Below are 24,353 nucleotides of genomic sequence, written 5' to 3'. Positions count from 1 at the left end.
ATCTCCCTGATGGCTCGGATGGGGCATCCCTCGGCGCCCGCTCATGGAGACACCTTTGTGCGGGCTTCCCTGGGCCCGCACCCCGCTCCTTGCTCCGGAATCGTTTTTGTCGTTCGCCGGGTTTTTGGTGGCCGGGATGGGGACGGCTCGGATCGGGCGGCATCGTGCGCCCAGAGGTGCAGCACGGCGTAGGACCGCCACGGTCGCCAAGCCATCGACCGCGCTTCCAGGGTCTTCGCGGTCGGCCGCCCCGCCTCGTCCTCGAGGGCGCGCAGCAGGCCGATGTCGCCCGTGGGCAAGGCGTCCGACTCCCGCAGGGCCCTCATGGCGACGTAGTGGGCCGTCCAGTCGCCGATCCCGCGCAGCGCCTTCAGGCGGGTGGTGGCTGCGGCGAGACCCTGACCCGGATCGAACAGGTCCGGCTCCGCGAGGACGGCCGCGGCGACCGCCCGGACGGCGGCCCCGCGGGCGCGGGGTATGTTGAGGGCGAGCGAGACGTCCGCATCGACGAGCGCGGCGGGTGACGGGAAGACGTGGGTCAGGCCCGCCTCGGTCAGCTCCACCTCCGACGCCAGCGGCGTGCCGAAGACCGCGACCAGCCTGCCGGCGAGCCGCGTCGCGGCGGCCACCGAGACCTGCTGGCCGAGGATCGCGCGGACCGCAAGCTCGAACCCGTCCCAGGCCCCGGGCACCCGCATGCCGGGACGGGCCGCCACGAGCCCGGCCATGAACGGATCGGCCGAGAGCGCCGTCCCGATCTCCTCGGGGTCGGCGTCGAGGTCGAACAGCCGCCCGGCTCGGTCGGCGGCATCGTGGAACGGCCCCACGATCGTGAGGGCGAGGGCATCGTCGCCCGCGCGCTCGACCCTGACGACGCCGTGCGTCTCGCCCGAGGCGACGGTGCGGGTGTAGAGACCAGGGCGCACGACCTCCACGCCCGGGATGGCGCGGGCGGAGAGATAGGCGTGCAGCCCGTCCCAGTCGAAAGGCGCCTTGAACGGGAGCCGGAGCACCGCGGTCGCATCGGGCTGCATGTCTGTGTCGCTTGGCAACGGCCGACCCGGCGTTTTCAGGTGTTTTCAGGTGGCGCTGGCGGCGAGCGCCCGTACGTGCGCCGCCGTGGAGCGCGCGAGCGCGTCGAGGACGTAGCCGCCCTCCAGCATCGAGACGATGCGTCCGCCGCATCGGCGATGGGCGACCTCGGCGATTTGGCTGGTCACCCAGGCGAAATCGTCCTCGCCCAGCTGCAGGCCGCCGAGCGGGTCGCCCTCGTGCGCGTCGAAGCCGGCGGAGACCAGGACGAGGTCTGGCCGGAAGGCATCGAGGGCCGGCAGGATGCGGCCCGTCCAGGCAGCCCGGAATGTCTTGCTTCCGTCGCCCTCGGCCAACGGCGCGTTCCAGACGTTGCCGACCCCCGTCTCCGAAGCCGCGCCCGTTCCCGGAAACCATGGCATCCGATGTGTCGAGCCATAGAAGAGGTTGGGGGTGGACCAGAAGATCGCCTGGGTGCCGTTGCCGTGATGGACGTCGAAGTCGACGACGGCGACGCGCTCCGCGCCGTGGGTTGCCTTCGCATGCAGGGCCGCGATGGCCGTGGCGTTGAACAGGCAGAAGCCCATGGCCCGCTCGCGCTCGGCATGATGTCCGGGAGGCCTGACCTGGCAGAAGGCGTTCGCGACGCCGGAGCCGCGGTCCAAGACCGCGTCGACCGCGCGCAAGCCCGCCCCGACCGCCCGCAGCGCCGCTTCCCAGGCTCCCGCCGAGACGACCGTGTCGGCATCGAGGTGGACCGGGCCGGCGGAGGCGCTCGCCGCCGCGGCTCGGACGCGGTCGAGATGGGCCCGGGCGTGCGCGCGCAGGATGGCGGCCTCGGCGTCGTCCCGCAGCGGTGCCTCCTCGCGCCTCAGGCCGGTGAAGTCCGGTCCCGCCAGCGCCTCGTCGATGGCGCGCATCCGGCTTGGCCGCTCGGGATTGCCGAGGCCGGTCTCATGCCGTGCGAAAGTCGAGTGGGTGACGAGCAGCGTATGCCCGGTCGAGGACACCGCGGTCCTCCCAGCGCCGGCCGCGGCCAGGGCGGCAGCACCCGCCACGAAGACCCGACGGGTCGTTCGGCAAGGGACGGGCGGGCTCACAGGGCTGGTGTCTTGCCGGCGTCGCAAGCCCCGGTCCGGCGGCCGGCCTGGACCTCGGTCATGGTCATGTTCTTGCCGCCCATCTGCATGGCGATGCGGCCGCGGAAGGAGGACGGCGCCAGCAGATAGCGCGCGCTCGCGTGCGCCGAGTTTTTGCCCTCGCAGGCGATGTCGAAGGTGAGCTCGTTCCCGTCCTGGCGGACGTTCGAGACCGGGCACCGGGCCAGCGGGTTGTTGTCGCTCAGCACCGCGATGCCGTGGTTGTTGCCGTTCGCCTCCGAGGTGAGGCAGAGCCGCACCACTTTCTTGCCGGTCATGTCTTCCAGGTGCGGGAGTTCGAGCTTCACCTCGACCTCGTAGGCGCCCCCTTCCAGCACGGCAGGTTCCGCCGCGAAGGCCGGCCCCGCGAGCAACGCGGCCAGGGAGCAGCCAACTCGGATCGACGGCATCGGAACCTCCCGTTTCGAGGACCAGAGCACGGTCGAGCCCGCGAGGCACCCCGGTTCTTGCTCCCGCATCCGCCAGAGCAGCGGCCGCCTGCATCCGAGTTCGGGCGCAAGAACCGAGGTGCGGCGTTTCCGGGGGCGACAAACCTCCGCGACGACCCGATGGCCGGCATCCCGGCACGGGACCGAACGCAATCGAAGAGGAGCCTCGCATGCCGAAGGAGCAGCAGAACAAGGACGTGGTCGGTCGCTGGTTCAAAGAATACTGGGGCAATCCGTGCTGGAGCGACGATCCCTCTCCGGTAGGTCAGCGGTACGGTCGGGCCAGCTCCAGCCGCGCTTCCGCCCCATCGAGCCGATCTTCCGACCGCGCGACGATCTCCCGCATTCCCGCGATCTCCTCCTCGGCCGCGTCGAGGCGATCAAGCGCTTCGGTGAGGATCTCCTCGCCCGCCCGCAACGTGGCCGCCATGTTCTCGCGGTCACGGGTCAGCCGCGCCGCTGCCTCGGCCTGCGCCGCCGCCCAGAACTCGCCCGCGATCTTCGCCAGCGCCGCCTGGAGCGGCACGGGAAGCGTCTTCACCTTCAGCGCGGGGGCGTAAATTCCGCTTGGCCTTCCACTCGGCCAGGACCGGCCCGACCTCGCGATTCGAGCCACCCTTCGCCAGGAGCGGATCACGTTCCGCGGCGAGACCCTCTTGCCGTCCGCATCGCAGGCAACACAACGCTCAATCAGGAGCAGCGCAATCTCGCCTGACCGGACGGCCTCGACCGGACCCGCGGCAAATTTGATCCACGTTCACAATCCGTTTTGATTTGCGCACCCTCGCCCTTGCAAGCGTCACCGTGAGGTTGCAGCATGCCGGGATAAAGCGTCGGATCAATCCGATCTTGCGGGGGCCGTAGGATGTTTCCGGGGGGGAGGCACAAGGGCCGGGAACTCGATCGGATGATGGCCGACAAGGCCATTGCCGCTGCTCGGCGCGCCCACCTACTCTCGCGCAAAGCGAAGCCGGAAGATGTGCAGCCCTGCGAAATCTCCGCCCCTGCAGCGCCGGAGGGTTGCGATCAGGGTGACGTGACCGAGAGCGAGGCCTCAGTCCTACCATCCGCCGATACGACGGTCCCGCTGACACTTGCGCCGGTTCCCAGGCCCCGCCTTACCATTGAGCCTACTACCATCGCGAGAGCGCGTTTCAAGGTTGATGCTGGTGCCGTAGAGGCCACGCATCTACTCCACGTGCTTCTGGCGACCGCGCTAGCCACCGAGATCGACAAGCCGATCTGCATCGTTCTGCCATCGACGGATCAGGTTCCCGAGACCGTCGGCCTTATGGCGGCCATCGAGTGTCTCGCGGTGGATCTGCAGAGCAGCCGCCTCGCCTTCAGGGAAAGACTGCGTCCGGGCAAGCGCGTCCGCTTGCATCCGGGCGGCGAGGTATTCGAACTCGATGCCATCAACGCGGATGGGTCTCTGCGACTGCGGATGACGGACAAGGCCACCTACAAGTCCAACGGCACCCGCTACGCTTCAGCCGACCGGGCTTTCTGGTTCGAGCCGACCACGCGCCACCAGCCGCTCGGGACTCAGCACACGAAGTTCGTCGCTCCTCTGCCAGACCAGTTGGATATGCTCCTGGGCAGCCAGCTCTTTGCCAACACCGGCCTCGTTAGGAACAGGGTCATCCTAGCGGGCACGAGGAAGGTTTTCGAGCGCACGCTCGCATCCCTTCCCCTGGTCAGCGCCGAAGGTCCCGCATTGATGCCCGTCAGGCGAGTCCTTTCGTTCGGCGGGTTGGATGCCGCGGGCAAGGCCTACGTGCTCGAACCATCCGGCTCCGCCGGTCAGCCCATGGTCGCCATCGAGAGGGAACTGCTCGACCTCGAACGTGCCTGTCTCGCCGAGGACGTCGAAGCCGGATCCAGGATCGTTCTCACCGACCGTCTCGATATGATCCTCAGGGATCTCAGCTTGGCTGGGCGGATCGCCGAGCGGCAGCGGCTCATCCTGTTCGTCGAGGCTCGCAGGCGCTCGGAGATCGCGTTCCTGGCGGACAAGGGATGGATGGTCTGGGAGCCGACCGCCCACGAGATCATCGGGGCCGGCCCGTCGGACCTCCGCATTGGCTGCAACGGCATCGATGGCTCCCTCCGGGCGGCTGCCGGTGAGACGCTGAGAACGCCGGGTTTCCTCTCCTGCCGCTCGCAGACGCTCAGGCGTGCGGATGCGGCTCTCGCGCGTCTGGGGCTGCAGCTGGGGGACGAGTCGGTCGAGGAAGAGGAATGGGTGGAAGACTTGCTGTCGGGCGCCCAGGATCTCTTCTTCTCCTGCGCGAACTGGTTGACGGTGCCCGAGGACGCTGAACTCGATGGCACCGTTGCCGCGGCGGATCGGATCAGGCGCGCCGCCGATCGCATCGGAGCGAGGCTGGGCCCGGCAGGTGCTGGCGCCGCGGTCGAGTTCGCGGACGCCGTCGACAATTTCCGCTCGCTGGCCGTCCGCGGCAGCCTTACCGCGAAGGGCAGCGAGCTGATTCGTCTGGCCCGAACGGCCAGTGAGAGCACGTACGGACAGATCTTCGTCACCGGGAATCGTCAGGGTCGCGAGCGGGCCGATGCCTTCTTCAGGCGCCACGATCTGGATACGCGCTGCGTGGCCGTGCGCGAGCTGGCGCAAGAGGGTGACAGGGCATCGATCGTCGCGTTCTCGGTCATGCGTCGGGATCTCTTCGAGCGCCTCGTCGACCCGTGGCCTTCGGCGAACACGCTGTTCCTCGGATACGAGTTCGAGACCGAGTGCTACCGGCGCCGCCTTGGCCGACGGGATGCCCTGCGCCGGGCCATGCGGCTCGATGCCGAGAGCCGCACCCGTCTCACGAGCCTCGCCGGAGCGAGGTTCCCGGAGCCGATCCACGAGCCCTCGGCGGAGCCGCTCGCGCCGGCTGACCTGGATCACCTCGACGGGTTCGATCGCGCGACCAGGGAATGGAGCTGGGTGCGGCGGATCACCATCCCGGCACCGTCGCATGGGGAAGAGACCTGCGAGGCCCGCATCGTCCGCTTCGCGGGCCGCTCGTGGTCGGCCATGACGGCCGAGCATGAGGTTACACTGCTCGTTCCTGACGAGGGTGGGCAGGCCACCGTCCGCGAGGCGCACGTCGCTGACCTCGTGTCGGGCAACCGGATCGTGGTCCGGGAAGGCGGCGACCGCGACGTGATCCGCCTGCTGGCGCAGGACATCAAGGGCGAGAAGGGCTACGAGGCCCTGCGGCAGCATTCAGGTCTGTGGCGCCGCGTTCTGCGCGCGGCATCCATCGATCACGCAGCCATCCATCGCAGGCTGGAACTCGTCGGCGTACGCCGGAATCCGGCGACCATCCGCGCCTGGCTGCACAATTCGGCCCTGATCGGTCCCCGATCGGTCGACGATGTCGATGCGATCGCGCGCGCGTTCCCGGACCAGGCGATCAAGCCCGCCGCGTGGAAGGCGTGCACGGATGCGATCGCGGAGCTGAGGGCACTCCATCAGACGGCCGGATCCAGGCTCACCGATCTGCTTTCCCGCCGCTGCGGCAAGATGCTGCTCGAACCCTCCGACACGGAACTGGCCATCGATCTCGGCATCGGCACCGTCTGGGTGCTTGAGGTGGCGAGCCTGGAGGACGAGACGCGCGAGTGTCCGGCCTCTTACGTCAACCGCATCCACTGGCAGGATCCCGCCTGGAAGTCGGGCCTCCTCACGTCGCAGTTGCGCGCCAGGGCCGCCTGACATGGCCGTAATGGTGCCCCGGCACGTCGATGCATCCATCGTCGCGTCCGAGAGACGCGTATTCGAGGCGCTGCGTTCCGCGTCGTCGAGCGACGGCTGGACTGTCCTCCACTCCCTTGGGCTTTCGAGCGCCTGGACGGGTGAGTTCGGCGAAATCGACTTCGTCGTCCTGATCCCAGGTCTCGGCATCGTCTGCATCGAGGTCAAAGGCGGGGGCGTCTCCGTCGCGGACGGCGTCTGGACCACCCGCAACCGGTACGGCGCGACGGAGCGGTTGAAGCGCAGTCCCTACCGCCAAGCCCAGGAAGGCCAGTGGAAGCTGCTGGCCACGCTCAAGGCGAAGTTCGGGGCCGGTTCGCAGGAGGCGCGCTGCCCGGTTGGGTGGCTCGTCGTGTTCCCCGATGTCACGAGCCCGCCGCTTACCCCCGAGGCGACCCGGGACGAGGTCATCGCCCGGGACGAACTCGATGGCGACATCGGACCCCGCATCCGGTCCACGCCCTCGCTCGCGAAACTCGCTGGCCGCACGGATCTTGTCGCGCCGAGTGCCGCGACCTGTTCGCGGATGCTGTCGTTCCTCCGCCCGGACTTCGAGCGGGTGCCATCCCCGGCATCCGAGCACTGGGACACCGAGGAGCGTCTGAAGATCCTGACGGAGGAGCAGTTCGAGGCCCTCGACAACGTTTCCGACAACCCGGTCTGCCTTCTGCGCGGTGCCGCCGGAACAGGGAAGACCCTGATCGGCATCGAGCAGGCCCGCAGGGTCGCCCAGACCGGGGGCAGCGTCCTTGTCGCATGCTTCAACGGAGGGCTGGGTGGGTGGCTGCAGGATGCGACCGCCGGTTTCGAACCGGGGCGCGTCGTGGCCGGCCACCTGCATGGCCTGCTCCGAGAACGTATCGCGCGATCTTCCTTTGCCGAGGATCTGCGACAGGCCGAGGAGACCGGAACCTCCGGGGACGAACTGTACGGACGCCTCTACTATGAGCTTGGTGCGCTCGCCGTCGAGGAAAGCGGGGAACGCTTCGACGTCATCGTCTTCGATGAGGTGCAGGACCTGCCGTCGCCGCGGCTCGCCGAGTTGCTGAAGGCATGGTCGCACGCCGCCGGGGGCACGCGGATCCTCCTGCTCGGCGACTTCACGAGACAGGCTCTCTACACGGGCTCGTCCGACGCATCGCTGGAACTCCTGAGGGCGTCGCTTGGCGATGTCGCCGTCTTCAATCTCCGCCTCAACTGCAGGAACACGCGCCGGATCGCGATGCAGACGGGCGTCCTCAGCGGCTTCGGGGAGCAGCGACTGAGCGACCGGCAGCCGGAAGGCGAGCAGGTCAGCCTGCAGTTCCATGCCGACCGCGCCTCCGGCCTCGCGAAACTCGAAGCGGTCGTGCGGCAGCTTCGCGAGAGCGGCATCAAGGCCGCCGACGTGGTCATCCTGGGAGCGCGGCGCAGGGAAAACTCGCTTCTGTCGGGCGTCTCCTCCATCGGCGGCTGGCCCGTCAGGGACGTCCACGCTCCCGGGCAGGGGGTCGCCTACGCGACCGCCCACGCGTTCAAGGGCCTTGAGCGGAAGGTCGTCATCGTCGTCGACGCCGACGCCGACGCCCGCGACGAGGACGAATCGGACGCGATTCTCTACGTTGCCATGTCGCGGGCACGCCTGCGGCTGTTCATCCTCGCTCCCGAGACGTCGCGTCCCGTGATGGAGAAGAGGATGACGGATGCCGTCCTCGCCACCCTTGCACAGAAGGCATCATGACCGGTCGCAGCGTCGGCACGACCCGCGAGGTGCGGGACTTCATCATCGACAGCCTCCGTCGGGAGCTGATCGGACCGGCGCCGGGCTACCCGCTCATGCAGGTCGATCTCTCCGCCGACCGCAAGCGCCATGGCCAGGAGATCCTTCGGCCCCAGGACCCGCCCCGCTATCGCTACTCCGCCGGCATCCTGTTCCCCGCCGGAGTGAACTTCTCGGCGACGCTGGATGCCGGCGAAGAGGCCGCGGATGTCGAGGAGGCCACCGCCGTCGGCGAGGACGGCGTGGGCGGCAGCGCGGCCGACGCCGGCGTCGACGACCAGCCCGAGATCGAGGCGACGTCAAGCGAGGACCGCACGCCCGACACGGACGTGGAGGTCGATCCCACCTCGACCTTCCTGCCCAGCACCATGGGTGTCAGCTTCCTGGCGGATGTCAGCGGGGGGATCCGCGTCAGGGCATCCTGGGGCACCTATCACAAGGAGGCCGTTCCCGGCTTTCCGAGCTTCAAGAAGGACGGATCGGCGGCCGAGCTCTGGTTCCGGACCCCGGACGAGAAGTCAGAGGATTATCGGCTTGAGGAGCTGGCCGGTCGCGCGACCCGCATCCGGCTGCCGCGCAGGCGCGTCTCTCGGCCGGAGCTTGCCGGGGAGCTCACCATCGATGTGGTCAGTCGCCCGGCCGGGGGAAACGAGAGGCTGGTGACCGTTACCCTGGTCAACGTCGCCCAGGGGTCCCGCCCCATCAACGAGAAGTGCTTCTTCCAGTGCGCCCTCTCGGTGGAGCCGCTGCCGGGAACCACCATCCTCGCCTATCCGGGCAGGCCATCCTCGATGCAGGACGCCGAGGAAGCCTCCCTGAGCCTGCTCTACCGCCATCGGCCGACCTACGCGGTCGGGCATGGCTGCGCCGCCGACTGGGATGTGGGCGGCGAGGGCACGCCGATCCGCATCAGAAGCGAGACGCTGCCGGTCTTCGAACAGGCACCGGTGCTGCCGCTTGAGGACGCGCCGGGCGTGGAGCTTTCGATGCGCAGGCTCGCGGAAGCCTCCCGGGCGGATGTCTCCGCCTCCTGCCGCGCCATGGCGGACGCGTACGAGGCCTGGATCGACGAGCGGGAGCGCGAGCTTGCGGCGGATGCCGGGCTGGCCGACGAGCCGGAGCTGAAGGATCGGGGGGAGGAGCACCTCCGGGAATGCCGGGACTGCCTGGGGCGGATCCGGAAAGGCGTCGATCTGCTCGACGACGACCCGGACGCCTTCGAAGCATTCCAGCTCATGAACATGGCCATGGTGCGCCAGCGGGCGCACTACGCCCTGTCGTCCGAGGACGACAAGCGGCGCAAGTGGGTCAAGGGAGCCGGTGGCCAGGAGCCGACGGCTCCCTATCCCGCGCCCGCCTACCCCTACGAGACGCGATGGCGGCCCTTCCAGCTCGCCTTCGTCCTGATGAACGTTCGCTCGTTCGTCGAGCCCGGGCACGAGGAGCGCAGCCTCGTCGACGTCATCTGGTTCCCGACGGGCGGCGGGAAGACCGAGGCCTACCTTGGCCTCACGGCGCTCGTGATCCTGCTCCGCAGGCTACGCGACCCAGCCGACGCGGGCACCACCGTCCTCATGCGCTACACGCTGCGGCTGCTGACCACGCAGCAGTTCCAGCGGGCGGCATCGCTGATCTGTGCGCTCGAACTCGTCCGCCGAGGCAGCCCGAAGCGTTTCGGTGACCTGCCCATCACCATCGGACTGTGGCTGGGTTCGTCGGTGACCCCGAACAGGGACACCGCCGCCTGCGTGGCGTTCGGCAAGCTGACCTCCGAGGGCGGCGACAATCCCTTCGTCATCCTGTCCTGCCCGTGGTGCGGGATCGACATGGGTCCGCACGACTACGACGGCGACACCCGCGTCTTCGGCTACCGCCGCGAGAAGAGGCCAGGCGGGGACGAGCACGTCAGCTTCCGCTGCGAGGACCCCGGCTGCGCCTTCTCGACGGCGGATGGGCTGCCCCTGGAGGTCGTGGACGAGGGCATCTATCGGGAGCCCCCGACGCTGCTGATCGGCACTGTCGACAAGTTCGCGATGATGCCGTGGAGCCCCGAGGCACGGCATCTTTTCGGCATCGACAACAAGAATGCGGTCACGCCCCCCGAGCTGGTGATCCAGGACGAGCTGCACCTCATCTCCGGACCGCTCGGTTCCATGGTCGGCCACTACGAGACCGTGATCGACGAGTTCACGACCCGCGTATCCGACGGGGTTCGCATCCCGGCGAAGATCGTGGCGTCTACGGCGACGATCGCACGCGCCGGACAGCAGGTGAAAGCCGTCTACGGTCGCGACGCCAAGCTCTTTCCGCCCCAGGGGCTCAAGGCGGGGGAATCGTTCTTCGCGCGCGAAGGATCCGGGCAGGCTGGCCGCACCTACGTCGGCGTCCTCGCCACGGCCGTCCCCTCGCACGTCACGGCCCAGGTCCGCACCCTGGCGACCCTTCTCCAGGCTCCCGCGCTGGTGGAGGCTGCGACCGGCCTCGACGGGCTCGTCGATCCGTACTGGTCGCTCGTCGTCTATTTCAACAGCCTGCGGGAGCTCGGCCGGGCCTCCACGCTCGTGCAGGCCGACATCCGCGAGTACCTGAACGCGGTCTGGGACCGGATCGGGCTCTCCTTCGAGGCCACCTACGGCGGCCCGGATCAGAGGCGCTTCATCAACAACTTCGACGAACTCACGAGCCGAATGCGCAGCAGCGACATCCCCGGCGTGCTGCAGAAGCTCTTCACGGCGAAGCCGTCCAGCGAGACCGTCGATCTCTGCTACGCGACCAACATGATCCAGGTCGGCCTGGACGTGCCGCGCCTCAGCATCATGTCGATCGTCGGTCAGCCGAAGGGGGCATCGGAATACATCCAGGCTTCGAGCCGTGTCGGCCGCGGACGCGACAAGCCGGGGCTCGTCATCACCAACTTCAACCCGTTCAAGCCTCGCGACCGGTCCCATTTCGAGAGCTTCAGACCGTTCCACGAGAACGCCTACCGGCACGTGGAGCCGACCAGCGTTACCCCCTTCTCGATCCCGGTCTGCGAGCGTGCCATCCACGCCCTGGCCGTGGCCGTCGTGCGCTTCCGCTACCCGCAGCACCGCGACAGGCCGAACCTGGGGCTGTCGGACGCCGAACGGAAGGCGGTGACCGCCATCGTCATGGACAGGGTGGCACTGGTGGATCCCGATGAGGTTTCGAGGGCGCGCGCCACCCTCGACCGGTTCCTCGACGACTGGCAGCGCCGGAAACCCCAGAACTACGGAAAGGTGTCCGAGATCCCGGATGACCCGCTGATCTATCCGGCGGGCAAGGTGCTTCCGCAGAACCTCAACCACCTCATCGGAACGGTCAAGGCGACCGCCACGTCGATGCGGAACGTCGATGCGGACTGCGAGGCCACCCCTGTTCCGGTCTATGCAAGCGGGAGCGTCTGATGAAGTCCGGGTTCAGGGGACGCTTCGGCAAGGGCGGGGCGAAGCGCACCCCGGCGCAGCCCCGCAAGCCGCCGCGGCGCCGTCCCGTGCGCAGGGCGCAGGTCATCAGCCCCTTCGGGATCGGCGCGATCAACGACTTCAGGAACGACGAGGCCCTGATGTGCGCGGGCCTGGACCAGTGGTTCCCGGACGGGGCCGGGCCGGATCCGGCTCTCGTCGTGAACGAGGAGCGGCTGGAGGCCCGCCTCGGATGCAGCCACTTCAGGAAACCTCCGGATTTCGGGGAGGGCGAGGGCAGCCCGAAGGTCAAGATCCCTCACGTCCGCTTCCCGCTGTGGCACTACTGCCCGCGATGCTTCCGCATGGGCAAGACGACGATCTTCGGCGGCCAGCCGCAATGCACGCATTGCAAGAGCAAGGCCGGTCACGGCAGGCGAATGATCCCCGTTCGCATCGTGGCCATCTGTGAGCACGGGCATATAGAGGACTTCCCGTTCCAGAACTGGATCGGCTGCGCCTGCAGCGACGCCGATCGCAAGCTGTTCTTCAAGGCGGGCAGGAGCGCCGCCAGCCTCGCCGGCATCAAGATCAGCTGCGACAACTGCAAGAAGAACCGCTCCCTGGCGGGTTCCTTCGACAAGGATGCCCTGACGGGCTACAAGCAGTGCGGAGGCGCCCAGCCCTGGCTCGGCCGCGAGACCGGCGTGACAACGTGTGGGCAGGCCCTGCAGACGGTCCAGCGGGGCGGGGCGAACGTCTACTTCCCCCTCGTCACCAGCTCGATCTACATCCCGCCGACGCGGACCGCCGAGAGCGACCTCATCGCCCGCGTTCTCGACAATCCAACCGTTTGGCGCACCCTCAGCGGCGTCACCGTCGACGGGAAGGTGCCGAAGGACGTATGCACGGCGATCGCAGGCGTCTACCAAGTCGATGCCGACGCTCTCGGCAAGGCCGTGGAAGCCCGCTTGGCGGGCTCGGCTGCCCTGGTGGTGGCGACGACCGAGGAGGAGTTCCGCAAGCAGGAATACGATGTCCTCAGGAGCGGCGGCGGGAAGCCCCAGGACGACCTGTTTGTGGAACGCATCGAGGGCAGCCGCTACGGCTGGCTGGGCCGGTTCGTCGCCGGCATCGGTCTCGTCCGCAAGCTGCGCGAGACGCGGGTGCATGTCGGGTTCTCGCGGCTCATGCCGCAAACGGACCGCAGCGATCCCGCCGTCCAGCCCCTTAGGATCGCCGACGCCATCGATTGGCTTCCGGCGATCGAGGTGCGTGGCGAGGGGATCTTTGTCGAGCTGAGAGCCGACGCGATCGAGGACTGGCTGAGGGACGGCGTCGCCGGTAAGCGGATCAAGCCGCTCGTTGGCGGGTACAACCGCAAGCGCGTCGAGAGAAGGCTTTCGTCACGGCCGGTCGACGCGCGGTTCATCATGATCCAGACGCTCGCCCATGCCCTCATCAAGGAGCTGACGTTCACCTGCGGCTACGGCTCGTCGTCCCTCCGCGAGCGCCTGTACTGCAGCATCGAGAACCCCAAGCAGCCGATGAACGGGTTCCTGATCTACACGGCTTCCGGCGATTCCGAAGGCACTCTGGGGGGCCTCGTCGCACAGGCGGCGCCCGGACGCTTCGAGACGCTGGTTCACGACGCGCTCGCCAGGGCATCGTGGTGCTCGAACGACCCGGTCTGCATGGAAAGCCCGGACGGCGGGGCATTCTCGTCCAATCTCGCAGCCTGCCACAGCTGCGTGCTGCTGCCGGAGACGAGCTGCGAGGAGGGAAACAGGCTGCTCGACCGGGCGCTGCTGGCCGGCACCTTCGACGATCCCGATGTCGGTTTCTTCCGCAATCTCGATTTCTCCTGGGCGCAGTGAGCCGCGCGCCACCCGACGGTGAGGCGCCGAAAAGGCTTCATCGCGGCGACATCATGAGCCCCGAAACCCGGAGTGCGGTGATGTCGCGCATCCGGGGAAAGGGGACGAAGCCGGAGACAATTATCCAGACCGGCCTGGAGGCGAAGGGGGTCGCATTCGAGATGCATGCTCGCGACCTGCCGGGGCGGCCCGACTTCGTGATGCGGGAGCAGCGGGTCGCGGTCTTCGTGGACGGCGACTTCTGGCACGGACACCGGTTTGCCGATTGGCGCCTGAAACTCTCGGAAAAATGGGAGGCCAAGATCGCGGCAAATATCGCTCGCGACCGCCGCAACAGGGCCGCTCTCAGGAAGGCCGGCTGGTCGGTGGTTCGGGTCTGGGAGCATCAAGTCAAGGCATCGCCTTCGCGCTGTGTACGCCGCATCGTCGCGGCGTGTGTGCGGACCCGCCAAGCACCGGCTCCTCCCGAGGCCCCTTAACCATCAGCCAAGATCCACAGGAGCTGTTTCCTTCAGGTGTTGTTCGTTGGCAGCCGACCTAGCAGCTTGGCCGGTGTAGCTTGGCAGAATCGTGGGCGGAGCGTGGGGGAGTGGCGGTGGTTCGGACGGTTGATCTGTTCTGCGGCGGGGGCCTGAGCAGCTGGGGAGCCAGCATGGCCGGCGCCGAGATCGTGGCCGCCGTCGATGGCTGGGACGTCGCCGCGCGCACCTTCAAGCGCAACTTCCCGCATGCACGGGTCGTCAACAAGCTCCTTTCCATGGATGCGGGCCCCGAAATCCTCGGCCAAGATATCGGCAAGATCGACCTGCTCATCGCGTCTCCCGAATGCACCAACCATTCGATCGCGAAGGGGAACAAGCCCCGTGACGAGGAAAGCCGGCGCTCGGGAAACTTCGTCGTCGAATTTCTTCGGAAGATGGGCAGCTCCGCGCCTCGTTGGGTCGTCCTGGAGAACGTCACGCCGCTCCGGAACTGGGAAGGCTATGACGGGCTGCTGGGTGGCCTGAGGGGGCTCGGCTACGATGCGGAGCCGGTGGTGATCGACGCTTCCGAGTATGGCGTGCCGCAGGCGCGCAAGCGGCTCTTCGTGATCTGCGATCGGGAAGCCAAGCCCCGATTGCCCGAGCGGACGCATGTCGTGCCTGTCACGGCCCGTACCTTCATCCGGCCATTCGGAACCTGGAAGGCGGGGCCGCTCTTCACCCCTAGACGGTCGGAGAACACGCTGGCCAGGGCCCAGGCCGGTATCGCCGCAATCGGGGAAGGGAAGGATTTCCTCGTAATCTACTACGGGTCCGACAAGGCCGGGGGCTGGCAGTCCCTCGACCGGACGCTGCGGACGATCACGACGCTCGACCGGTTCGGACTCGTGCAGTGGCACGAGGGGCAGCCGACCTTGCGTATGCTCCAGGTCCCGGAACTCCGTGACGCGATGGGGTTGGCACCGCGCAAGCCGGCCCGCGGACCCAGCGCCAACTTCAAGCTCATCGAGGGCAACCGACGCGACCAAATCCGCATCATCGGCAACGGCGTGGCCGCGCCGGTCATGACCGCCATCGTGCGCGCCCTGACTGCGGATGTTTCAGCCTTGGTTCCGGCCGTTGAGCCGGTCGCCCTGGCGGCCTGATCCACGATCCTCGCCGGCAGCCCATCGGGACTGCGTTCCTGCCCTGCCTAGCGACCGGTGGGGCGGCACGCCGCCCCGTGAGAGTATGTGGGCCATGGTTATCAGGCCCCCGATGCGGCGCGTCCGGAGGCTTGCAATCGGGCCGCCCCTTCCCAGGGGACCGGCTGTTCCGGCCGAGGCAGGCTTGGCAGAACGTTTCCGTTGCAGGGCGGCCCCGTGACGGCGATACCCGCCTCACGTTACCGAGCGAACCCCGCAAGCGGAGGCTCGGCACGCGGCGGCACTCCGGGGTTCAGTCGACGGTATGCTCGTGCGCGCGTATCATGGCGGTGGCTCCCGGAAGGCGCCGACCCCGTCCTGGACGGGACGCCGGCGGAATTTCGGGCCCGGTGACCCGATGAGGACAGCCTCCGCCCGTCCCGGCGCCCCGTCATGCGGCGGGGATGGGATCCCGCGGGAACGTCGGATCGCGGCGCCCAACCCCCTCGGCGACCCGACCGCGCGAGGTGCGGCTGGGCGCCGGCACGCGACCGGGTGGCGGCCCGGGGACCATGCCCTAGACCGGGAAGAACCCCTTCCGCCCGCCCGACCCCTGGCGTCCGACGAACGTCGTCACCCGTGCGTCGGCGTCGAGGCCGATGGGTGGGGCGTCGTTCTCGATGACGATGAATTGTGCCTCGTCCGCGTTTTCGATCAGGAACCGGTAGAAGTGCTCGTTGAGGCGGCTCTCCGCGACCTGCCTCTCGTCCTCGGCGGGCGCGCCGTGCCTAGAGAGGGAATCGCGGTAGCTGAGCAGAGGGCTGTCGAGGGCGATGACGCCCTGATGCGGGAGTTCCTTCGACCGGCAGTAGAGCATCACGCCGGTCTGGAAGGCGGCGTTCATTAGGGCGCGGACGCCCTTGCCGTTGGCGCGCCGGTTCTCGCCGTAGATGAGGATGTCGTGGCTGCCTGGGTCGAACGACAGCCTGAGCTCGCCGATCGGCTAAGGTGGGCGTGCATAATGCCCGGCCGCACGGCTTTGCCTGGGCGGAACCTCGGTGCCGGGGAGGATCTCTCACGGATCCGGAGGGACCGGAGGGAGCGATTTCCTAAAGTCGTCGCGGTCGTCCGAGCCTCCCGCAGCCGCATAGGGATCGAGCATGTCCGCGTAGTGGCCCAACATGGCCGAGGCGAAGGCCTCGGCTTGGCCCCTCTCGGTTCGCAAATGCTCGTCGAGTGCGAGGATCGATCCATGCGCGATCTCGGACCGGTACCCGTAGATGCGACTCACGAGCTGCTTCAGCGTGGTCCCGTCGCTGATCATCACATGAGCCCGCGGTAGCTTCATCAGTCTCGCGGACAGCTCCAGGATGCCGGGCTCTTGCAGTCCGCCGGAGAGGACGTCGAGCGCGATCGCCATGTCCACGAGGGCCTCGAAGTCCGCGTCGGCCATGCAACCGCGTCCGAACCAGTGCAGCGCGTTGACGAAGCGTTCCGACAGCTCGGGACATGGTACGAGCTTGGGATCCGGACTGAGGGTAACGGCGATGCGCGCTCCAGCTGCTGCGAGGAACGCCGCGTTCGAGCCGACGATGTTCGCCGCCATGCCCGGAGGACCCGACAAGCCCCCCCAATTGATCGAGCCCCCGTGGGCGAGATCCTCGCCGTCGCGCTGGCTCAGACGGTCGACGCCGCCGGGAGGGCCATGATCGGCGGCAAGCCGGATGCGGGCATTGTCGGGCGGCGCCACCAGCAGACGAAGGACGTTGAGGGCGGCACGGGCGGCGGTCCGCGCCCGGCGGTAGGCCTCCGCCTTCTCGAACCCTTCAAGGGTGACGCAAGCGACCCATTGGTCGGGGCGAACCGACCGCGCGACGGATCGGATTGCGACGGGAACGTCGGGCGAGACGGGCGTCCCATTCCAGATGCCGAGGACGCCGTCCATCCAGCTGGATCGCTGACCACGGCGCCGCTCGACCTCATCGATCCACGTTTCGGGCGACCGGAAGCTCACGGGACCGATGTCGAAATCCGGCACCTGTTGGCGTGTGAAGAGCCACACCGGGAAATAGTGGGTGATGCGACCCTTCCCACGGCCTAGGCGCTCCCGATACCGCTTCTTGTAGGTCGCCCAGTTGGCGTCGGCATCGGTTCCGGCCGCAAGTTCGTTGAGCAGCTCGCCGAGCGTCGACGCGGCTTGGAGGCGGGCGGTATCGACAGAGGTCGTCCGTTGCAGGGCCGCGTCGTTCGCCAGGGTCTGGTCGGCGATCTCGGCGAGTGCCGCCATCGCGCTTTCGCTCGTGCGGTAGGAGCCCATCTCGTCGCCGGCGGCGATGCTCGGGCCGAAGGGAGCCCCCGGCCTTTCCTGGCGCCACGCGTCGATCGACGCTTGGTTCATCGTCAGGGTCTCCCGGAGAGCCGTTTCGAGAAGGTCCTTCAGCTTGGGCATATCTTATCCGATCCGGTCGCGCCGCGGCCGTATATGGCGTCCGGCCTTCCGCTGGGCGATACCACGCCCGTTCGAGCGGTTGTCGGTTCACCCGACGGCGGGCTGCCGTGCGCCCCCTGTGCGCCCGTGAAAATAAACAAACGTCCAGGATACGCGCCCCGGTCACGCCCCGGGCGCCCCTGGTCACGCCGTCGGCCGTGACCGGTCGTAGATCCTTGCGTCGCCCTCCTGCATGTTCCTCCTGTCGCCACCGGAGGATCCCTATGACTGTGCCCCCCCGCACCCTCGACGAGGCCGAGCGCGTCGCTCGGCAGCGCGCGCAGCGTCGTGACCGCAAGCGCGCCGAGCGAGAGCGCCTAGCCGAAGCCGGGCGTCCGCTCCCGACAGCGGTCGAGCGGGCCGTCGTCGACGCCCTGCGCGCGTGCCTGCTCTCCGCCCAACCCGGTCAGCGGCTGGAAACGGCGATTCTGCCCCATGTCCTGCTGCGCGTGGCCGCGCAGATGCTGCGCCGCCGCGTCCTCGAAGCGCACGAGTCCGGCGCGGAGCCGCTCGTCTACACCGCCGAGGGCGTGTCGGCCGCCCTGCAGGCTCGGCTCCTGACGCTCCCGAGGCGCCCTGCCAAGCCGGCCAAAGCCGCCTGAGGGCCCGGAAGCCCACTGCGAGAAACCCGATTCATTCCGGGCAGCAGGCGTTACTAAGTATAGGAGTAACGTACACGTCTTCCCGGGCCGAAAACCCTCGCCTAGACCGGTCGCGTGTTTACTTCCGGCCAGGGATAGCTCGCGAAAGGTCCGGCCGCGCAGTTGACGGCCGAATCCGCCCAGGCCCAACTTCAGGGCACACCCAGCCGCCGGAGCCATCCCATGTCGCACCACGCAGCCCACATCACCGCGGACGTCGCCGGGCGCCTCGGCCAGGGGATGCTGATGGGCCACTTTGCGCTTCAGGATGCGATGCGCACGGTGAAGCGGGCCCAGCGCGACGATCGCCATGCCGTGGTCCGGCTCGCCGATAGGCTCGACGAAGTCCGCGACGCCGAGGCCGCCGCCCTCAACCGGGCCGCCCGGGCTGAGGCCGAGCTTGCTCACGCCCGGCAGCAGATCCGCGAGCTTGAGATCCTCCTCGATCGTCAGACCCGGCTCGTCCAGGGATTTCGGGAGATCTGCGGCGTCTGACGCCCTCGGGGGCACCCCAATAGAAAAGACCCGGCGGGGAGCTTCCGGTGGGTCTTCGTCGTTTCGGAGAGGGCCCGGGCTCAGCCGAATGACGGCCGGGGCGTCGGGCGCGGGCCCCGGATCGGGACGACCTGCCCGCCCTCCTCAGGCCCCTCCGGCGGGCGGCGGGACGTGCCCCTCTGCATCATGGCTTCGGCCTCGCCCTTGCTGCCCCGCAGGTTAGCCTTCGCCTTCGCGAGCATCTCCGCCATGTCGAGCTCGCCCGCGTTGGCGGCCTGGGCCTGCCGGGCGACCGTAGAGAGGACCGGCGGCAGGCCGGGCAGGAGGTCGGACTTCGCCTCGGCCTTTAGGTGCCGGTCCAGGGCGTAGCTCGGGGCGTCGACGACGGCCTTCAGCTGAGCGGGCGACAGGCTCTCCAACCAAGCGGTCACAGGAGGCGTTAGGCCATCCGCGTGGATCGCGTGCAAGGGGCCGCCGCGGCTCAGGAGCGAGCTGGCCGCGCCCTGCAGCTTGATCCCCACCAAGCAAGCGTCGCGAAGCCCATCGTGGGCCGCCTGGTACTCGGGGTCGACCCGGTGGCCCCGATTGTCGTCTCTCGCCACTGCGCCGTCGGCGACTTGCCGGGCGGTCACCGGCGCGGTGGGCAGGAGCGCGCCGAGCGTCCGGCCCACGACCCCGGCGGCGCCTTCGAGCGCGGTGCCGGTGGCGATCACGGTGCCAGCGCCGACCGTGGCGGCGCCCCGGCCGACGGCGGCCGCGCCCTTGCCGGCGGCCTTCGCGGCCTTCCGGGCGGGGCTGAGGTCGTCCCAAAGCATGGAGGCCGCCTCGCTTACGGCGGAGGAGGCGGCGCGCCCGGCCGAGCGCAGGTGGCTGACGCCTTCGAGGGTCAACTCGCCGATCGAGGCGAACAGGGCGGAGAGGTAGGCGAGGAAGCGAGCGAACATTGCGGGGGTCCCAGGCGGCCGAGGAAGGGGAGGTGTGCCGCGACCGGAGATTCCGTCCGCGGCATGAAAGTAACCAGTGACCGGTCACGCGCCCCCTCAACACCCGAGGCGGTCGCGCAGCTTGCGAGGGAGCTGGGCGCGGTGCGGATAGACGAGCCTCCGGGCGTGCGCCGCCTGCAGCACGTCGAGCGAATCAGAAGCGGCAAGCCGATGCCCTGCGGCCGACGTGACAGCGCTCCAGCCCACGCCGTTCCGGTCGCGGCACCGGTCGTCGTCGAGGCCTGACAGCCACCGGCACGCCGCGAGCAGGTCCTCCCGGACGTCGGCCTCTTGCACGGCCGCGAGGTCCTCCTGGCCGGCCGGCTCCGCGAGCCGGCGATCCACGGCGGCGACGACGTCTCGCGCCTCGTGCAGGAGGGCGCGCGCGAATCGGTGTTGGCCCGGCGAGAGCTTGGCGGCGCCCGCGAATCCCTCCGCTAGAGCCGCCTTGTCCCGGAACGCCCACCGGTGGCGAGCGAGCGCTTCTTCCAGGTCGGCTTGCACCGCCGCGAGGGCCTCCGCGTCGACGGGGCGGCGGGCCACCTCGCGCGCCTCGGCAGCCGCGAGCTCGGCCCGGGTAACCCTCTCCCACGCGGAGAGCCGCATCGACAGCCGGGGTTCCGACGGCGCCCGCGCGAGGTCCCATGTCACAAGGCTGCCGCGGACGTCGAATCCGGCTTCGCGCATCCCGCTTCGGCACCGGTCCCACGCCGCGGTCGCGAGCGGCGTGCGTGCGGCGACCCAGCGCCCTTCGGGCCCGAGGCGCCATGCGAGATCGAGGAACGGGGACGGGGACGGGGCGATCGTATCCATCGAGACCTCCTAAAGCACCGGAGAAGTGCTTTCGTGCTTTCAGCTTGCGTCCGCTCCGGTGCTCATCGTTACAAACTCTTTGTAACGATGAATTCTGCTGCGTTGATGCATTGAACCATTTGACACCACCAGACTTCAAGCTACCTTTGGTTCGCGAGTAGTCGCCAACCCACCCCCGAGGACCCGATGAGCTCTTCGAGCGCCCCCGTGCGCGCGGTCGATCCCCCGCGCCTTGTCACCGACGACGACGTGCGCGCCCGCCTGCGCCAGGCCGTCGCGCGCGCCGGCACGCAGCGCGCCGCCGCGGCCGCCCTCGGGCTAGACCCGGCGGTCGTGTCCGCGGTGCTGACCGGCCGGCGCGCCCCGACCGGGCCTGTGTGCCGCGCTGTCGGCGTCGAGCGCCGGCTGGTGGCCATGGGAGGTCACGATGCGTGACACGCTCAGCTCGATCGACCGCAACGTCTACGTCACCCCGGATCCGGTGGCGGTCGCGAAACTCTTCGAGAGCCACGGGGCAGAGGCGGCAGAGAGCCGCTGGCACTGGATCGAGCCCCGGACACTCGCAGGCCTGGCTCGCATCGGCCGGTCCCTGCAGGGGCAGGGGCCGACCACGCGGCGAGAGCGGTCGACGACGGCCCTGGAGGAGGCGATCGCCGTCGAGGCGGCCTACGCCCTCGGCAGCGCAGCGGCCGGGGAGCGGGCTGCCGGGATACGGAACAACGCGATCCTCCCCGTCGCGCAGGAGCGCGGCCTCGTCGACGTGCCCCGCTGCTCCTCGGAAGCTCGCGGTCTTGCCGTCAGCCTGACCAGCCGGGCCGGCCGCGGCGACCTCGCCGCCGCCGCGCGAATCGAGGCGCTCCGCGATCACGAGCGGGCCGTCGCCGACGTCCTGCGCATCGCCCTGGGGCTCGTCCCCGAGCAGCCGCCCCGCGGTCGCTACGTCCTGCCAGAGCCGTCCGCCGAGCTCGCCGATGCCCTCGGCGAGTGCCAGCGCGAGGCCGTCATCGCCGTGTTCCCGGCTCTCGCCGGCGCCCCGTTCGATCCCGCTCCCGCCGCCCCCGAGGAGGAGCCCGCCGCCATGCCGGAGACCGAGACCACGCCGGACGCCCGCCGGGGGCGCGAGCGCCGCGTTCCCGGCGACGCCGAGATCCGCGCCGCCCACGCCGAGACGCCGCGCGCGCCGGAACTCGCGGTCCGCTGGGGGGTGTCGACGGCCGCCGTCTACACGCACCTGCGCCGACTCGGGCTCACGCGGCCCCGGCGCATCGAGGCCGTCGGCGAGTTCCTGCCGGAGGCGCCGCCCTCCGACCTGCCGCAGACGAACGTCGTCCCGTTCCTTGCGCCCGTTGCCGCCGATTCGCGCGATGAGGACGAGGGCGGGCTGTCGCTCTACTGCGAGCCGGACCCGGACGGTGTCGCGTTCCGCGGTCGGCTCGACGTCGAGGGCTTGGCCCTGGCGGTCGAGCTCGCCCGGCGGACCGGGTTGGCCCCGCAGGCGGCGATCTCGTGGGTCCGGGCCGACCTCGCCGAGGCCGCCCTCGCCAACGGGAGGGTCGCCTGATGACCAGGACCGCGGCGCTGGAGGATCTCCTGTGACCCGGCGCGGATCCCTCCGCGCCGCCATCGAGCGCCTGCCCCTGCGCCTGCAGACCGTCGAGCGGGACGGCGACCTCGTCCGCGACCGCATCGAGCCGGGGCGCCCCGTCCGCGTCTACCGCGTCCGGATCTTCCGGAGCGGCCTCGTCTACGTGCCCGTCAGCCTGCCAGGAGCCCGCCCTTGAGCCGTCCCGATCACGCCTCCATCGACGCCGCTGTCCTCGATGCTCGCGATGCCCTTGCCAACCCCCCGGCCGAGCGACCCCGCAGGCTCTCGATGTTCGCCGCTTATGCGAGCCGCCTCGTCATCGTGACGCAGCCCCGCCCCGGCGAGCACCCCCTCGCGGCGGAGGGACGCGAGCTGCGCGCTCGGCTGCTGAATGCGTTCGAGCGGGACCTCGACGGTCAGCGAACCGAGCGTGCTGCGGAGATCGAGGGGCACCGCCGACGGAACGCGTCCTGGCTGCGCGGCGGTAGTTAAAAATCGACATCCCGGGTTAAAAATCTTCAACCCAACCCTTGACAGCAGGCCGCATGGTTAATAATTTGTAACCAGAGCCGAGGGAATGGTCCCCCGGCCCCGAGGACCCCGAGATGACGCAGAACTCCTACTCCGCCGAGCGCAACCTGGAGATCGCCCGCCAGCGCCTGGAGGGCAGCGCCCGGATTATCGCCCGCCTCGACGCCAAGGGCCGCCCCGTCCCCCCGGCGTTCCTCGCCGCTCAGGCCGAGGCGATGGCTCAGATCACCAGGTTCGAGCTGGAGATCCGCCGCCGCTGAGCGGACCCGCCGGGGGCTTCGGCCCCCGGCCTCTCCACCAGCCGCCCCCGCGCCGGGGCGGCTCGTCGAGGGGCCGATACCGACAACCGCCCGAACCCTCCGGGCAGGACTGGGAGCAGCATCATGAGCAGCAAGACCGACACCGCCGTCAGCTTCTTCATCGCCGTCCCCGGCGACGACCAGGCGAGCGGGATCTTCGGCATCGGCACGAGCCACGACGCGGCGGTGCAGGACGCCTACGCGCAGTCCAACAGCCGCCCGCCGGCCGTGATCGCCAACGACGACGGCACCTGGCACGTCTCGACCGACACCTGCGAGGACAACCAGTTCTCCGACGAGTCCGAGGCGCGCAGCTACGCCATCCAGAAGGGCTTCATCGGCCGCGAGTGCACCGAGCGCCTCTACCGCCACATCGAGGCGAACGGCTGCGACGCCAGCCGCTTCCGCTGGACGAAGACCCCGGCGGGCCTCGACGACCTCGACATCGACCAGGAGCAGCTCGACGCGGCGGTCGCCGAGGTCGAGGCGGGCTTCGAGGGCAACACGTCGCAGGGCGAGTGGAGGGCGGAGACGGCCCTGGCCGACGCCCACGACTACGTGGATGCCTACGTCGTGGACGACGAAGTCGTCGACGGGGAGCTGCGCGAGGCCCTGGCCGAAGGCACGCAGCTGCGCACGGCGGCCGACGTGGCGGTGCGCGACCTGATCCTGGCCGAGATCTCCGAGCGCGAGGCGGCCTGATGCCGGCGCCGGGGGCTCCCGCCCCCGGCCCCTCCACCAGCTGCCCTCGCAGGGCGGCTTGTCGAGGGGCTTCCACCGCCACCGCCCGAACCCTCCGGGCTTGCACAAGGGATCGAGTCATGGACGCCGAAACCGCCGTCGCCGCCCTCCTGGCGGTCAACGTCTACGCCGTCGAGCACGACGAGCTCGCCGGGATCCTGGCGCCCCTCGTCGGCGCCCTGCCGCCCCCGCGCGACTGGAGCGAGGACGACGAGTGGACCGCCTCCGAGGAGGCGCAGGCCGCCGCGCGCCGGTTCGTCGAGACGCACGGGGCCAAGGACCGCGAGCGCGATCCCTGGCTGGCGCTGGAGGAGCGGCGCCGCCGGCTCGGCGACATGCAGCTCCGCCACCGCGAGGTCACCGTCGTGGCGGCGCTCGGCGAGCTCCCCGGCTACAAAGCCTTCGCCCGGGCCTGGTACGACGACGTCGGCGGGCCGCGGGTCTCGCTCTGGCGCGTCGCCGACTCCGCTGACCTCACCTTGCCCCTCCTGACGCTCGCCGCCGGGACGACGCGCCGCGAGGCGCAGATCGCGATCGCGGCGTGGGAGGCCGGCTACCAGCGCGGCAAGCGCGAGGGGGTCGCCGGGATCCGCCGGGGGGTCAGGGAGCTGCTCCTGCCCGAGGATGACACGGCCGACCACGAGTACGAGAACCACATCCTGCCCTCGCGCGCCTACGAGCTCTGAGATGACCCGCACTCGCCCCGACATCCCGGCTCCCGGCACCG

At 69.5% G+C, this 24,353-nt stretch carries 23 protein-coding genes; 15 read left to right on the top strand and 8 right to left on the bottom strand.

Features of this window, described 5'->3' with window-relative positions:
• Positions 1-41: 41 nt before the first annotated feature.
• The 4 genes from MMB17_RS05665 to MMB17_RS05650 all read right to left on the bottom strand — a co-directional run bounded on the left by MMB17_RS05665 (position 42) and on the right by MMB17_RS05650 (position 3,146).
• Positions 42-1,034: a DNA-3-methyladenine glycosylase family protein gene (locus MMB17_RS05665; RefSeq protein ID WP_241101386.1), complete on the bottom strand. Its 993-nt coding sequence runs from the start codon at positions 1,032-1,034 to the stop codon at positions 42-44.
• Between the two features lie 45 nt (positions 1,035-1,079).
• Complete coding sequence (locus MMB17_RS05660) at positions 1,080-2,042, bottom strand: histone deacetylase family protein (protein ID WP_241101385.1); 963 nt, start codon at positions 2,040-2,042, stop codon at positions 1,080-1,082.
• 86 nt (positions 2,043-2,128) lie between these two features.
• Positions 2,129-2,581 carry a DUF3617 domain-containing protein gene (locus MMB17_RS05655; protein ID WP_241101384.1) on the bottom strand — a complete coding sequence of 151 codons (453 nt, stop codon included), beginning with the start codon at positions 2,579-2,581 and terminating at the stop codon, positions 2,129-2,131.
• A 304-nt stretch (positions 2,582-2,885) separates the two neighbouring features.
• Positions 2,886-3,146 (bottom strand): hypothetical protein, encoded by a 261-nt coding sequence (locus MMB17_RS05650; protein ID WP_338041768.1) that lies wholly within the window; start codon positions 3,144-3,146, stop codon positions 2,886-2,888.
• 381 nt (positions 3,147-3,527) lie between these two features.
• Between MMB17_RS05650 and MMB17_RS05645 the strand changes: the two genes are divergently transcribed.
• From MMB17_RS05645 to MMB17_RS05620, 6 genes are all read left to right on the top strand, one after another.
• Positions 3,528-6,347: a DrmE family protein gene (locus tag MMB17_RS05645; protein WP_241101382.1), complete on the top strand. Its 2,820-nt coding sequence runs from the start codon at positions 3,528-3,530 to the stop codon at positions 6,345-6,347.
• A gap of 1 nt (position 6,348) precedes the next feature.
• Entirely contained in the window at positions 6,349-8,106 is a 1,758-nt protein-coding gene (locus tag MMB17_RS05640; RefSeq protein WP_241101381.1) for a nuclease-related domain-containing DEAD/DEAH box helicase, read from the top strand.
• On the top strand, positions 8,103-11,570 hold the full coding sequence (locus tag MMB17_RS05635) for a helicase-related protein (protein WP_241101380.1): 3,468 nt from the start codon (positions 8,103-8,105) through the stop codon (positions 11,568-11,570). The genes MMB17_RS05640 and MMB17_RS05635 overlap by 4 nt, the downstream gene beginning before the upstream one ends.
• The gene (gene drmB, locus MMB17_RS05630; protein WP_241101379.1) at positions 11,570-13,444 is read left to right on the top strand and encodes a DUF1998 domain-containing protein; all 1,875 of its coding nucleotides are present in this window, start codon (positions 11,570-11,572) and stop codon (positions 13,442-13,444) included. Before MMB17_RS05635 ends, drmB begins: the two co-directional genes overlap by 1 nt.
• 53 nt (positions 13,445-13,497) lie before the next feature.
• Complete coding sequence (locus MMB17_RS05625; protein ID WP_241101378.1) at positions 13,498-13,923, top strand: very short patch repair endonuclease; 426 nt, start codon at positions 13,498-13,500, stop codon at positions 13,921-13,923.
• Between the two features lie 173 nt (positions 13,924-14,096).
• Positions 14,097-15,071: a DNA cytosine methyltransferase gene (locus MMB17_RS05620; RefSeq protein ID WP_241101377.1), complete on the top strand. Its 975-nt coding sequence runs from the start codon at positions 14,097-14,099 to the stop codon at positions 15,069-15,071.
• A gap of 556 nt (positions 15,072-15,627) precedes the next feature.
• Here the strand turns inward: MMB17_RS05620 and MMB17_RS05615 are convergent.
• Both MMB17_RS05615 and MMB17_RS05610 read right to left on the bottom strand, forming a co-directional pair.
• Positions 15,628-15,954 carry a hypothetical protein gene (locus tag MMB17_RS05615; protein WP_241101376.1) on the bottom strand — a complete coding sequence of 109 codons (327 nt, stop codon included), beginning with the start codon at positions 15,952-15,954 and terminating at the stop codon, positions 15,628-15,630.
• A gap of 171 nt (positions 15,955-16,125) precedes the next feature.
• Positions 16,126-17,499: a HEPN domain-containing protein gene (locus MMB17_RS05610; RefSeq protein WP_241101375.1), complete on the bottom strand. Its 1,374-nt coding sequence runs from the start codon at positions 17,497-17,499 to the stop codon at positions 16,126-16,128.
• 263 nt (positions 17,500-17,762) lie between these two features.
• On the opposite strand from MMB17_RS05610, the gene MMB17_RS05605 reads away from it, so the two are divergent.
• Both MMB17_RS05605 and MMB17_RS05600 read left to right on the top strand, forming a co-directional pair.
• Entirely contained in the window at positions 17,763-18,140 is a 378-nt protein-coding gene (locus MMB17_RS05605; protein ID WP_241101374.1) for a hypothetical protein, read from the top strand.
• A 222-nt stretch (positions 18,141-18,362) separates the two neighbouring features.
• A complete protein-coding gene (locus MMB17_RS05600) occupies positions 18,363-18,674 on the top strand; it encodes a hypothetical protein (protein WP_241101373.1) in 312 nt (103 codons plus the stop codon).
• A gap of 80 nt (positions 18,675-18,754) precedes the next feature.
• On the opposite strand, the gene MMB17_RS05595 is transcribed toward MMB17_RS05600, so the two are convergent.
• Together MMB17_RS05595 and MMB17_RS05590 are read right to left on the bottom strand one after the other, a co-directional pair.
• Positions 18,755-19,618 carry a hypothetical protein gene (locus MMB17_RS05595; protein WP_241101372.1) on the bottom strand — a complete coding sequence of 288 codons (864 nt, stop codon included), beginning with the start codon at positions 19,616-19,618 and terminating at the stop codon, positions 18,755-18,757.
• A gap of 96 nt (positions 19,619-19,714) precedes the next feature.
• Positions 19,715-20,470: a hypothetical protein gene (locus MMB17_RS05590; protein ID WP_241101371.1), complete on the bottom strand. Its 756-nt coding sequence runs from the start codon at positions 20,468-20,470 to the stop codon at positions 19,715-19,717.
• 186 nt (positions 20,471-20,656) lie between these two features.
• Between MMB17_RS05590 and MMB17_RS05585 the strand changes: the two genes are divergently transcribed.
• The 7 genes from MMB17_RS05585 to MMB17_RS05555 all read left to right on the top strand — a co-directional run bounded on the left by MMB17_RS05585 (position 20,657) and on the right by MMB17_RS05555 (position 24,312).
• Positions 20,657-20,905, top strand: coding sequence for a transcriptional regulator (locus MMB17_RS05585; protein ID WP_241101370.1), 249 nt, complete (start codon positions 20,657-20,659; stop codon positions 20,903-20,905).
• Positions 20,898-22,031, top strand: coding sequence for a hypothetical protein (locus tag MMB17_RS05580; RefSeq protein ID WP_241101369.1), 1,134 nt, complete (start codon positions 20,898-20,900; stop codon positions 22,029-22,031). Before MMB17_RS05585 ends, MMB17_RS05580 begins: the two co-directional genes overlap by 8 nt.
• Positions 22,032-22,062: 31 nt before the next feature.
• The gene (locus tag MMB17_RS05575; RefSeq protein WP_241101368.1) at positions 22,063-22,251 is read left to right on the top strand and encodes a hypothetical protein; all 189 of its coding nucleotides are present in this window, start codon (positions 22,063-22,065) and stop codon (positions 22,249-22,251) included.
• A complete protein-coding gene (locus MMB17_RS05570; RefSeq protein WP_241101367.1) occupies positions 22,248-22,547 on the top strand; it encodes a hypothetical protein in 300 nt (99 codons plus the stop codon). The genes MMB17_RS05575 and MMB17_RS05570 overlap by 4 nt, the downstream gene beginning before the upstream one ends.
• A 113-nt stretch (positions 22,548-22,660) precedes the next feature.
• Complete coding sequence (locus MMB17_RS05565; RefSeq protein WP_241101366.1) at positions 22,661-22,846, top strand: hypothetical protein; 186 nt, start codon at positions 22,661-22,663, stop codon at positions 22,844-22,846.
• A gap of 123 nt (positions 22,847-22,969) precedes the next feature.
• Complete coding sequence (locus MMB17_RS05560) at positions 22,970-23,587, top strand: hypothetical protein (RefSeq protein ID WP_241101365.1); 618 nt, start codon at positions 22,970-22,972, stop codon at positions 23,585-23,587.
• 119 nt (positions 23,588-23,706) lie between these two features.
• A complete protein-coding gene (locus MMB17_RS05555; RefSeq protein ID WP_241101364.1) occupies positions 23,707-24,312 on the top strand; it encodes a hypothetical protein in 606 nt (201 codons plus the stop codon).
• The last annotated feature ends 41 nt before the right edge of the window (positions 24,313-24,353 follow it).

This window comes from Methylobacterium organophilum (assembly GCF_022533465.1).
Lineage (GTDB): Bacteria > Pseudomonadota > Alphaproteobacteria > Rhizobiales > Beijerinckiaceae > Methylobacterium > Methylobacterium organophilum.
Note: the sequence above shows the minus strand (reverse complement) of the source record. Positions and strands in the feature narration are given on the sequence as shown.